Here is a 12,254-nt window from a genome sequence, read left to right as displayed (position 1 = left end):
AGGAAGCATACGCCCATGAAACATCAGGTCGGTTCCTTTACCAATCAAGGTAATGTTGTTGAATTTTTCTATTTCTATACCTACTATTTTTGGGTTGTCCTGATCGTGATTCGAGATATAATATTCTCGCTTAATAGCACCTTCTGGATAAAAATCATACCTACCTTTTTCAAACTGAATAATCACCTTATCGAGATCCGAAGTTTTACTTTTGATCTCCTTAAGCAATGAAGTTAGCAGAGGTGTGGTATTTTTTCCAGAATTAGGTTTTATGCCATAAGCCGATAACTTGTATATTTTGACGTTACTTTGCGCCATTAATGAAAAGTTTAGAGCTGTGGTTAATAAAACCAATAAGATGATTTTTTTCAAGGTGTGTAGTTTATTTTAGTTTTACGAATCTCAAAACTATTAAAAATATTGGATTGGCGAGGGATTATCAATTTTAGCAACTACTAAACAAAAGGGATAACCATAAATTCGCGAATTAACGCAATATATTGACTTGATATACTGGCACTATGAGTTATCACGTATTATTCTATGACGTTAAAAAAAGTTAAACTTGATTGCAAAATATAGCAGTGAATCCTTAATTCTGTAAATTAGATCTATGATAAGAATTAAACGCTCTCTTTTCCCCATACTCCTGTTATGCAGCGCATTAACACAGGCGCAAAGCAAGTTTAACGGCAACTTTGAAGTGCTAGACAGCACAGGAAATCCGGAGGGTTGGAATCTTAGAATAAAAACCCAAAGCCCGTACATCGTAAAACTGGATAGTACAATTAAACTGCAAGGAAAATATGCCATTTCTATTACCGACAGTGCAGGTGCTGATTACGGGGGCATAAACTTTAAAATAAACAAAAGATTTAAGGGAAAACAATTAATGCTAGTTGGGAACCTAAAAACCCAAAACGTAACTGGTGGTTTTGCTGGGATCTGGATGCGCACAGATGGCATCAATGGAAAAAGTGTGGGCTACGAGAATTCAGAGAATCAGGCTTTAACAGGCACAAATGACTGGAAAGAGTTTATGATTCAGCTACCTTATGATGGTCGTGAAATAGTAGCCATAAACGTTGGTGCGGTACTGGCTGGCAAAGGCACGGTCTGGGTTGATAGCTTGCGCCTGTATCTGGACGAAAAGCCAATAGATGAAGCGCGGGAGCAACAAGCTAATATATATCAGGCATTAAAAGACACGGTACTAAATCAAAACTCTGGAATAGATGCCATTCCTTTAACCCCCTCAACTCAAAAAAACTTAAGCTTACTCGGGGAAGTATGGGGCTTTCTAAAATACCATCATCCGGCAGTAGCCAATGGTGATTATAACTGGGATGCAGAACTTTTCCGTGTATTGCCTGAGGTTCTTAGCTGCAGAACCGATATACAGGTATCGCAGGTGATGGAAAAATGGGTTGATAAATTAGGCAAAGTTCCGCCCTGCGCAGATTGCAAAACACAGCCTAGCCTTGCAACCATCGCCGTTAGACCTGATTACGGAAGCTTATTCAAGAATAAAATTTTTAGCAAAACGCTTTCTGCCAAACTGGATTACATTTTAAAGAACACAAACATCACAACGAATTATTATGTAGGTGGTCTGATTAATATAAGAAACAGTTCTTTTTTGCATGAAAACAAATACGCTGACAAGAAGTACCCTGATGCAGGTTTACGCTTATTGGCGCTTTATCGTTACTGGAGTATGATTCAATACTTTTGTCCAAACAGAGAACTAACTACTGAGAAGTGGAGCACTATCCTTCCTGCTTTTATCCCACAGGTAATTAAAGCTGATAATGAACATACCTATGTAAAGGCAATGGTTAAACTAATTGCAAGTATCCACGATTCGCATGCATTTATTGAAAGCGAAGTCCGTGAACAGGATCTGGGAAGATATAGATTGCCCTTTGATGCCGGATTTGTGGGGGATCAGCTTATAGTTACAAGTTCTCTCAAAGAAACCTTTGACCTTACTAAGAACCTAACCCGAGGCGATATTATAACTGCTATTAACGGAGAGGAAGTACAATCGTTAATTAATAAATACTTGCCTATCACCCCAGCTTCAAACCATGGAACTGCATTGAGAGATATGACTAGTGTTTACCTGAGAAGAGGTATCGATAGCACTTTTAACCTACAAATCATTAGAAACAATGTGCCCATGACTGTGGTTCAACAAGGCTTAGAAATAAGCAAGGTCAATGATGTTTACCTGCAATCTCATAAACCTGCATACCAATTAATAAATACCGGTATTGGTTACGTTTATTGTGGCGCTTATAAAAACACCATGCTAGACAGCATAAAAACAAAATTTAAAGATACAAAAGGGATTATTGTAGACATGCGTGGCTATCCGGTTGATGAAATGGAGCGTACCTTTGTTGCCTATTTCAAACCAGACTCGAGTATATTCGCAAAATTTACTGGCCGATCCATCAGCAATCCTGGTATGTTTACATATGAAGAATCTGCCAAAACCGGGATTAAAACAACAGATTATTATAAGGGAAAAGTGGTAGTGCTTGTTAATGAAAATTCACAGAGCAATTCAGAGTTTGTTACGATGGCTTTGCAAAGTGCTCCAAATACTACTGTTATAGGCAGCTCGTCTGCTGGTGCCGATGGCAACGTTACCCCTATTTCTTTACCGGGTGCTATTACAACCTGGTATTCTGGCCTGGGGGTGTATTATCCTGACGGCACTAATGCTCAACGTGTTGGAGTAAAAATTAACAAAGTAGTAAGACCAACCATCGATGGCATACTAACCGGAAAAGACGAGGTTTTGGAAGAGGCTAAAAAACTGATTTTGATAAATAAGTAGCTATATTAAGATTCTTTTAATTCCTTTATTCTAGCTTTTAAAAAGCCTTCTTTATTTTTTTTTATCTCTTTCAACAATGCTTTCCTTTCAGCAGGTAGGGTAAAATATTTTTCGGCCCATAGGTTAATTTCGATCATTATAGGCAATAGATCAATCCCTTTTTGTGTGAGCCTATATAAAACTTTTGCCTTGCTGTCGGGATGGTTTAGTTTGGCAACAATCCCATTTTCTTCGAGCATTTGTAATCGGGCGGCTAAAATATTGGTTGCTATTTTTTCGTCCGATTTTAAAAAATCGCCATATGTGCACTGTTTCGCAAACATAAGATCCCTAACGATCAGCAGCGACCATTTGTCTCCCCAGACATCAAGTGAACAGCTAATAGGGCAATCCGACCTCTTCTTTGTATCCATAATAAAAATATTTATAAAATCACTTGCATTTTGCAAGTTGAAATGTATATTTGCACTTGCAAAATGCAAGCAAATTTACGAATTAAATTTATATAAACAATGAAAACAACAGGAAATACAGTATTCATTAGTGGCGGAAGCGCCGGAATAGGATTAGCAATTGCTAAAAAATTAAATGCAACAGGCAACAAAGTCATCATTAACGGACGTAATGAAGAACGCCTTCAGAATGCACTAAGAGAATTAGGCGATGCTGTCGCTATCCAGGGCGATCTATCGGTAGAAGCTGACAGGGTCCGTATCGCGGCACACCTGAAAGAGCATCACCCAGATGTGAACATCATCATAAATAATGCCGGAGCAGCCTTTAGTTATCTTTTGAATGAAACCTCAAATGCACACGAGAAGGCTGTTATAGAAATGAATACAAATTACTTTAGTGTAATCCACTTTACGGAATTGCTACTGCCACACCTGCTGCAAAAAGCAGAATCAGCGGTTGTAAATGTTTCTTCGATAGCTGTTTATGGTAGTAATAAATTTATACCTACTTATGGCGCAACAAAAGCTGCATTGCACAGCTATACCGTTGCATTGAGGTACACCTACGAAGAACAAAAAAACGTCCAGATATACGAAGTATACCCTCCTTTGGTAAATACAGAATTTTCGGCGGAAATAGGCGGTGCAAATGGCATTCCTCCTGAAGAAGTTGCAGATGAATTCTTTATAGCACTGGAAAAAAATCAGTTTGATGTTCCCGTGGGCAACACAAAGGCTTATGCTTCAGCATTTCAGGAAGCATTAGAAAAACTAAAGGGCTAGATTTTTAAATCTAATAAGAATTATCATCAGGAAATCGAGACGATTTTCTCATGATAATTCTATTTTAAATGTGACTAAAATTAGTAGTTTACAGATAAGCCCAGGTTAATTGCTGTACCCCTGCCCTTGGAATAAAAACCAGGTTGCATAAACCATTGCGCCCTTGCTGGAAAATAATCCTGGTTAAACAGGTTTTCCACCCCTAAGGTAATCCGGGTGTTTTTATTAGCCCTGTAGCTGCCTGTAAAACTGAATAGGTTATATGCTTTAACTGCTCCTTCGTTACCATTGTAAACGCCTGAAGCATTTTTCTCGAAGCGGTTACGTGACGCTATTCCGGTATAATTAAGTGTTAAATCTAATATGGTCAACGGGCTATAAGTAACCGTTCCGGTAATCTTTGGTGCCGAAATTCGGCGGCCATTCATATACATGTCTGCACTGTCATCAAAGTTGCCATTGTTATCAATGTCGCGTTTACCTTCGGTGTAACTATAACTTGCACCCAATTCTAATGACGGCATCAATTTGTAATTGGCAGCGAGTTCAAATCCATATATTTCTTCTGGACTTCTTGCGGTATTAAACAATCCGGTAGCTGCATCGTATACGACTTCAATACCAAGTTTCGATGTACTTTTGTACACAGAAGCAAGAAAAGTCAGCTCCTGATAAGTACTTTGAAAACCAGCCTCATAATTATTCACCTTTACGGCATCGGTATTGATCTTATCAATGCTATTCACTTTAGCCTCACGCAATGCCAGACCAATATCCATCACTGAAAAGCCTTGAGAGAAACTAACAAAAGGACTGAACAATGCAAAACGGTTATATTTTAATGCAGCATTATACAAATAGGTGTTGTACTTTAATTTGCCACCAGTAACCTCAAAAGAAGGCGTTAATGTTCCCCCTGTTGCATTTGTAGTGCGCAATGTTTTGTAGTCGTCGACATTAATATTTACATGTTCCAGACGAATTCCCGTGGTAAATATCAAATCTTTTAATGCCGTTATACTTGCCTGTGCAAATGGAGCCAGGTTGGCCATATCCATTTCGGGTACCCAGGTCCTGCCATCAACTAAAGGTTGTGCAGTTTTATCCTTTAAAAAATCTGCACCATAAGCTAGTGTTGCCTTTAAGGCCGAGGTTTGTAATACAGGTGTTTCTAAAAATAAGCGGGCACCTTTTTTCTCATTTGTAGCAAGCGATTGTCCATCACCACCATCAAAACGACCTAAAGAGACGTAAAATACATCTTTGCGTTTTTCAAAGTAAGTATCAACATGCAGACTAGTGTTCAATAATATGCTGTCTATTTTATATGATAGATGGATATTATGGTTGTAATCGACCCCCGTTGGTATGCCTAGAGGTTTGCCTAAAACTCCTGTAGCCTTTTGACCCGTGGCAAGATTACCATTTACTAGTGTGAAATTGCTGTTCTGCAAACTGCTGTACAGATTGTAAACGAGTTGCAAACGTTGGTTTTTAGTTGGCTGGTAACCAACTTTGAAGAATGCATTGTAACTGTCAGTTTCGCCTAAACTATAGTTCGGACCAACCACATCACCTTTGGCATCTTTATATTCACCGGTTTGTTCATAAGTTCCACTAGCTACGTAATCCATTTTTCCAACCTTCCCGTAAAACATTTGATTGATGCGTCCACCTCCGGAGTTTTTTGGGTTGATCATCGATCCATTTAAGTTAACAGACGTTTTTCCTGCAAACTTTGCCGCAGTATCTGGAACAAGTGTAATGTAGTTGACTAATCCGCCGGCTGCTCCATTTCCATAAATTGCCGTTGCACCTTTTACAACTTCTATTCGCTGCAAAACTGCAGGGTCGATAGAACGTAGATCTACCTCTGCATTTCTTAAGGGTGAAGACTGGCTTACACCATCAATCATAACAAGCATTGGACGTCCTCGAAGATTTTGTCCTACATTATTTCCTGTTTGTGCTGTTGGCGCGAACCCCGGAACCTGATTGGCTAAAATGGTGCTTAGATCAGGGTTGATAATCATTTCTGATTCTAGCTTCTTTTTTGAAACAACACTTACTGAACCAGCTATGTTCCGTATATTTTCTGGTTTACGTGTCGCAGAGATGACAACATTTTCCAACGTATTGTTCTCTTGTTCCAATATCCAGTTTAAGGTTGTATCACGTTGTAAAGATCCTAATTCTATATTTAGGTTCTTATATCCTACAGCCTTTGTTTTTAATATTATCGGTTTCCCGGCTTTTACAAATAATGTAAAATGTCCCTTAGTATCGGTTTGTGTTTTTATCGATTTGTCTGCCTCGATGGTTACAAATGGAATCCCAGAATTTTTATCAGTAACCACGCCATTAATTTTAATATTCTGTCCATAGGTCAGAGAAAAGGAAAGCATTAAAAATGAGAGCAGCAAAAGTAAGTTTTTAATCATCGTATTTATTTTTTGCCGAAAGTAAGCAAAGTGCATTAATTATAATGAATCTAAATAAAAATACATGATATTACGCTTACTCTTGATCATGCAGATGATGATCTTGTTAAGGGCAGCTTATTGGTATGGGATGCAAAAGGTGTTCTGGTAAAGGAAACTAAATAAATGACCTGATTTTTAAGATTCTGTTAAGGGAGTAATTTAAATTGTCCCTTTAACAGAATCTAGAGGTTCCAGAAAACGTACCTAAAAAAGTTTTTCTTGCGGTGGTTTAACGCCTGCCAATCGAAGATATACAGTTGTTTGTCCTCTGTGATGTGCCTGATGCTCAAAAACTTTAGCCAGAGCCAATCTTTTGGTCATATCAAATTTTCCAAATAATTTGATGGGTGCATCGAGTTGCGCATCGGTCATCTTTTTTATGTTATCGATCACAAAATCATAGCTGGCCAGTACCAAATTGCTCACATTGGTTTTGGATTTATCACTGGTTTTTTCCAGCTCCCCCTGCCCAACCGGGCTCTTAGTACCTGTAACAGCCGAAACAAAACCATAATTGGCATCACCCAGGTGTAACACCTGTTCGGCAAAAGATCGCATTTCTGGAGTGGGCTTTAAAGCATAGCCACTTTCTGGCATTGCATCCAGATATTCCTTAGTATAAGCTTTTGACCTTTCCCATTCCTTTATCAGATCGGTTACTGTTACTTGCGCCTTTGCCATTTGGCTGCCTATGATTAAAAATAGTACCACGGCTAAACTTTTAAGTTTCATGTTTTTTAGATTTTAGGGTGAGTATTTAGACTTTTCCTTCTTATAAATTTACTGTTTTTCAAACAATTAAGCTAAGTTAAGTTCTTGTCCTTGATAGTGAAATCGGATGGTTTCATAGTTATCTAATTAATCTTTAATGATTAATCAAATTTACATGCAATGATGCTGCCTGGCATAGGTCAAAATAGACATTTTAGCGGGCTGATTTGGACGAGCAGAAAATAAAAATATAACTACCTATTGTTTCGTACGAAAAAATTCCTACATTAGATTTATGAAAGCAAATAACGAAACTGAAAACAACAAAATTGAACCTACTAAATCGGAACTTGAGATACTCCAGGTAGTATGGGAATATGGTCCGTCGTCAGTTAGATTTGTAAATGATAAACTAAATGAACGCAGGGAAATCAACTATACTTCTACTTTGAAGCTGATGCAAATCATGGCCGAAAAGAAAATCCTGAAAAGAGATGAAAGCGCGGTAAAACACATTTACCATGTTACAGAAAACGAAGAGAAAACAAAGCGTCACCTCTTGAAGAAATTTGTAGACGCAATGTATAATGGTTCTGCGAGTAAGCTGGTAGTACAACTACTAGGAAACGGAAGCACATCAAAAGAGGATGTGAAAGAGATTAGAGACCTGCTAAACAAAATTAATGAGGAATAACTAATTAATCATTTTCAATATGAAACATCAGCTGATACAAGCAATTTGCGATACTTTACTACAATCTCTGTGGTTAGGTTTGGTACTTTCTGTGGTTACTGGTTTAACTATCATTTTTACCCGTAAGTCGAGCGCCAGGTTAAGGTATAGATTACTGGCTGGATATCTTTTAATGTTTACTTTGGCCACAGGCTTGACCCTATTTTTCCATTTGACTGGTACCGAGGACATTAAGGACGTATATAATCAGACAATTGGCTCAAGTGAGAACAACATTCTTTTTTCCGGTTATCAATATTTGAATTCAAAATCGGAGATCATTGTGCTTATCTGGTTTTTAATGATTTGCATCAAATTTACCAGGCTTGGTGTAGGATTTTATAATCTGTATCGTTTGAAGCGCGAACAGCTGATACCAATAGGGAAATACTGGGAAGATAAGGTCAGCTATTTGTGTGAGGTGTTGCAGATTAAAAATAAAATAACTGTAGCTGAGTCTGGGATTGCAAAAATACCAATGGTTCTTGGTCATTTAAAACCGCTGATTTTACTTCCGGTTGGCTTGCTGACTAATTTATCCGTTGCCGAGGTGGAGGTAATTTTACTTCATGAGTTAAGTCATATTCGCCGTAGGGATTACCTGGTCAATGTATTGCAAAACTTTCTGGAGCTTATATTTTTCTTTAATCCGGCAGTTTTATGGATATCAACGCTGATTAAAGAAGAAAGGGAAAACTGCTGTGATGATATGGTAATAGCCACTAAACAGAATAAAACAGTTTATATAAATGCTTTGCTTTCTTGCCAGCAATACCAGGCAAATCAGCGATTTGCAATGATGCTTTCTGCAAACAGAAACAGTTTAGTTGGACGTGTGAGACGGATGGTTTCAAATGATAACCATACTTTGAGTGGCATAGAAAAAAGCTTACTGACTGTTTGTTTGATAACTGCTGTTGTGTTGACTGCAGCATTTTCGTCTGTAGGTTCACAAAGCGTAAGCAACACTCCTGATCACTTGCTTACTCTTGTGGCTAAAAATACAATTAAGCCACAGACCGACACATTAAAGCTTCGAAAAAAACTGACCACCAGGCCGCCAAAGAAGAGGGTTAAACTTAAAAGAAGTAATTCTTCGAAGCTGCCTGGAGCAAATGTTGTTCAGTCTGAAATGATTAAGATAAAATCTGATGAAGCGAAAGCGAGGTTTGAAGAAGACAGGAAGAGGTCTGAGGTGAATAAGAGAAGATCTGATGAAGCAAAAATAAGATCCGATGAAACAAGAGCGAGAGCTGATGAAGCAAGGGCGAGAGCTGATGAAGCGAAGATAAGATTGGACCAATCCAAAATAAGAATAGATGCAGCTAAAACAAGAGCCGAGGAGGTCAGGATTAGAGCTGAGGAGGTTGCGGAACGATCGTCTAAGTTACGTGTGAAAATAGAATCTTCCGGGCCTAAAGGAAGTCCTGGTCCAACTGGCCCAATTGGAGATTCGCCGAGATAAAACTTACAGAAAAGCAAAATACCTGAGACTAAACAAATAACAATTATTTACTGCAAAATTTAAAAATCACTAAAAAGTGAGAGGAAGCCTATTGCCTAAAATTTAGAAACTTTATGAAAAGAAACGTATTAACGATAGCTTTTGCGCTATTGTCGGTGACTCTATTTGCCCAAAAAAGCAGCCTTACCGGAGTGCTGATTGACAGTGCCAATCAAAAAATGACCATTAATTATGCTACAATTTCCGTTTTTAAGGGGCAGGACTCTGTTTTAACGACCTACAAACTGTCTGACGACAAAGGTGTGTTCAAGATTTCAAACCTGGAAGCTGGAACAAAGTATCGCCTGGTGGTAAATGCCTGGCAATATTTGGTTTTACGTAAAGAGGTTACGCTAACTACAGCAGGCACTAACTTAGATCTGGGGAATCTGCTAATGTCTGTGAAAACAAATGCTTTAAATGAGGTGGTTATCTATTCAGAACGCCCCCCTATCATTGTTCGAAAAGACACGATTGAGTTTAATGCCGGATCGTTTAAAACCCTTCCCACTGCTGTAGTAGATGATTTGCTGAAAAAACTTCCTGGTGTAACGGTTGCTGCAAATGGCAGTATACAGGTAAATGGTAAAGATGTTAGTAAGATATTGGTTGACGGAAAAGAGTTTTTTGGAGGGGACCAACAGATTGCGACCAAGAATCTCCCCGCAAATATCATAGACAAAGTTCAGGTTACTGACGATCAGGAGGCCAAAAGACAGGATCCGGATCTACTGGCCGGAAATGTGCCACAGGTAATCAATTTAAAGCTGAAGAAAGCCATCAAACAGGGCGCTTTTGGTAAACTTTATGCAGGTGGTGGTCTAAAAGAGTTATATGAAACTGGTGGCATTTTAAATTTTTTCAGAGATACGACACAACTAAGTCTGCTGGCTTATGGTAACAATGTGAACAAACCAGGTTTTAATGTTGGAGAGATTTCACGTATTGGTGGGTTTTCCAGAAGCGGCATTAGTTCTATGTATACCAATAGTGATGGAACTGCTTTTGTAAATGACATTTCATTTGGTGGCTCTTCTGCAGGAGTGCAGCGTTCAACCGGGGCTGGTGCAAATTTTAATACACTTACCAAAGGTGGGATAATAGTGAACGGTAAGTATTTCTTTGGGTCGATTGATAACTCCCTTGAACAGATCATTGATGCTAATCAAAATCTGGGTAATGAAAAGCTACACACCACAACCAATTCCAATCAGCGCAACAAGAATTATAACCACAACATTGGCGCCAAGGCTGAATGGCAAATTGATACGCTGACCAAGCTAATACTGGAGCCTTCTGTTGTTCTTCGCACTGTTCGCAACAATGGCTTTCAACAAACTGAGACCAGGGATGCTAGTAGCATTTTACTGAACAATGGGATAAATGATAGTAGATTGCGGGGAACAAATACAGAGTATTATTTTAACGGCAGTTTCTGGAAAGACTTTAAGAAACCTGGAAGAACTTTCTATGCTGCCATAGGCATCAGTGAAAGAGATAATCTCAATGATAATTTTAATATAGCGAAGAATGATTTCTATAATCCGCCTTCAAATAGTGTAACAGATCAGCTAAGAGATAACAACATCCGTAATTTTGGACTGAGCTTAAATGCCAACTATGCCGAACCGATTAGCAAAGCGTTTGCACTAAGTTTTGCTGTTGGCGGCAATTATCTTGACAATGAAAATGCCCTATTTACTTTTTATAAAAACCCACTAAATCAGGCGTATGATATTGCGGTTCCTACACTATCAGAAACAGTTACTCAAAATGGATATAAAAGCAATTCACGTGCAAGTTTGAGATGGAAGATTACAAAGGACTTTAACATCCAGCCAGGTTTTGTACTTAATACCATTGACCTGCAAAACAATTTCAATAGCGCAGCCTCATTTGAACAGCATTACCGCTTCGTTGCCCCTTCGCTGACGGTGAGATACAAGACCTTTAGTCTGGATTACTCCCCATCTTTCAGAGAACCAGATGTAAAATACATTCAGCCTGTAGCCAACAACTCTAATCCTTTGTTCATACAAGAAGGTAATCCTAACCTGAGACCTGCAAGAGCTCATCAAATTGGAACAAGGGTATCTAAATATGACACAAAACATTTGCTCAATTATTTCTATAATGGCTTCCTGACATTTCAGAAAGATGCAATTGTGATGTCCAGGGTAGTACGCGACAACGGTGTTCAGGTAAACACTCCTGTTAATGAAGACGGCATATGGCAGTTTAATGGCGGTGGGTCCGTAAGCAAGGAGATTAAAAATGGCAAGAACCAGTTTACATTTGGAGGTGGTTTTTGGCTAACCTATAATCACGATGTAGTACTGGTTAATTCAGTAAAAAGTTTCGCCAATAATATAGCTTTAACCCCAAGACTCAACACTCGACTTAATTTAAATGATAAGTTTGAGTTTGCCGAGACCTATAACCTGGGTATTAATAAAAGTTCTTATGACGATCCTTTTTATAGTGATCTGGATTTTCTGGTACATACAAGTGAAACTGAACTGGTTCTTCGTTTTCCAAAAAAAATGGTTTGGGAAACAACCTATAAGCTACAGTACAATACCCAAACCATAGCAGGGTTTAACAATAACATTCAAATTTGGAATGCCGGCCTTACTTTCTTATTCCTAAAGAACGACAAAGCTCAGTTGAAGTTTGCGGTGAATGATATTCTAAATACTAATACAAGGAGGTCTATTAACATCAGCGAGAACTATAT

Annotated in this window: 8 protein-coding genes and 1 pseudogene; 5 read left to right on the top strand and 4 right to left on the bottom strand. The window is 38.5% G+C overall.

Annotated features, from left to right (window positions below):
- A pseudogene (locus tag AC1DDX_RS13360) lies at positions 1 to 372 on the bottom strand (hypothetical protein); the annotation flags it as partial.
- A gap of 241 nt (positions 373 to 613) precedes the next feature.
- Between AC1DDX_RS13360 and AC1DDX_RS13355 the strand changes: the two are divergent.
- Complete coding sequence (locus AC1DDX_RS13355) at positions 614 to 2,848, top strand: S41 family peptidase (RefSeq protein ID WP_288883286.1); 2,235 nt, start codon at positions 614 to 616, stop codon at positions 2,846 to 2,848.
- Between the two features lie 5 nt (positions 2,849 to 2,853).
- Here the strand turns inward: AC1DDX_RS13355 and AC1DDX_RS13350 are convergent, their stop codons facing one another.
- Positions 2,854 to 3,261 (bottom strand): winged helix-turn-helix transcriptional regulator, encoded by a 408-nt coding sequence (locus AC1DDX_RS13350; RefSeq protein ID WP_288883284.1) that lies wholly within the window; start codon positions 3,259 to 3,261, stop codon positions 2,854 to 2,856.
- A 99-nt stretch (positions 3,262 to 3,360) separates the two neighbouring features.
- Between AC1DDX_RS13350 and AC1DDX_RS13345 the strand changes: the two genes are divergently transcribed.
- On the top strand, positions 3,361 to 4,086 hold the full coding sequence (locus AC1DDX_RS13345) for an SDR family oxidoreductase (RefSeq protein WP_172660261.1): 726 nt from the start codon (positions 3,361 to 3,363) through the stop codon (positions 4,084 to 4,086).
- A gap of 80 nt (positions 4,087 to 4,166) precedes the next feature.
- On the opposite strand, the gene AC1DDX_RS13340 is transcribed toward AC1DDX_RS13345, so the two are convergent.
- A complete protein-coding gene (locus AC1DDX_RS13340) occupies positions 4,167 to 6,527 on the bottom strand; it encodes a TonB-dependent receptor (protein WP_337718203.1) in 2,361 nt (786 codons plus the stop codon).
- A gap of 246 nt (positions 6,528 to 6,773) precedes the next feature.
- Entirely contained in the window at positions 6,774 to 7,301 is a 528-nt protein-coding gene (locus AC1DDX_RS13335) for a DinB family protein (RefSeq protein ID WP_288883281.1), read from the bottom strand.
- A 274-nt stretch (positions 7,302 to 7,575) separates the two neighbouring features.
- Here AC1DDX_RS13335 and AC1DDX_RS13330 point away from each other — a divergent pair, with 274 nt between their 5' ends.
- The 3 genes from AC1DDX_RS13330 to AC1DDX_RS13320 form a co-directional block, all read left to right on the top strand.
- Positions 7,576 to 7,974 carry a BlaI/MecI/CopY family transcriptional regulator gene (locus AC1DDX_RS13330; RefSeq protein WP_288883279.1) on the top strand — a complete coding sequence of 133 codons (399 nt, stop codon included), beginning with the start codon at positions 7,576 to 7,578 and terminating at the stop codon, positions 7,972 to 7,974.
- A 19-nt stretch (positions 7,975 to 7,993) separates the two neighbouring features.
- Entirely contained in the window at positions 7,994 to 9,478 is a 1,485-nt protein-coding gene (locus AC1DDX_RS13325) for a M56 family metallopeptidase (RefSeq protein ID WP_337718201.1), read from the top strand.
- Positions 9,479 to 9,591: 113 nt separating this feature from the next.
- Positions 9,592 to 12,254 (top strand): outer membrane beta-barrel protein (locus AC1DDX_RS13320; protein ID WP_477622140.1); only part of this gene is annotated, 2,663 nt, incomplete at its 3' end.

The organism is Pedobacter sp. 10L46_2 (assembly GCF_056395165.1).
Note: the sequence above shows the minus strand (reverse complement) of the source record. Positions and strands in the feature narration are given on the sequence as shown.

Coding starts and splice junctions, on each gene's coding strand:
- AC1DDX_RS13355 (WP_288883286.1), top strand. CDS start 614: ATGATAAGAATTAAACGCTCTCTTTTCCCCATACTCCTGTTATGCAGC.
- AC1DDX_RS13350 (WP_288883284.1), bottom strand. CDS start 3,261: ATGGATACAAAGAAGAGGTCGGATTGCCCTATTAGCTGTTCACTTGAT.
- AC1DDX_RS13345 (WP_172660261.1), top strand. CDS start 3,361: ATGAAAACAACAGGAAATACAGTATTCATTAGTGGCGGAAGCGCCGGA.
- AC1DDX_RS13340 (WP_337718203.1), bottom strand. CDS start 6,527: ATGATTAAAAACTTACTTTTGCTGCTCTCATTTTTAATGCTTTCCTTT.
- AC1DDX_RS13335 (WP_288883281.1), bottom strand. CDS start 7,301: ATGAAACTTAAAAGTTTAGCCGTGGTACTATTTTTAATCATAGGCAGC.
- AC1DDX_RS13330 (WP_288883279.1), top strand. CDS start 7,576: ATGAAAGCAAATAACGAAACTGAAAACAACAAAATTGAACCTACTAAA.
- AC1DDX_RS13325 (WP_337718201.1), top strand. CDS start 7,994: ATGAAACATCAGCTGATACAAGCAATTTGCGATACTTTACTACAATCT.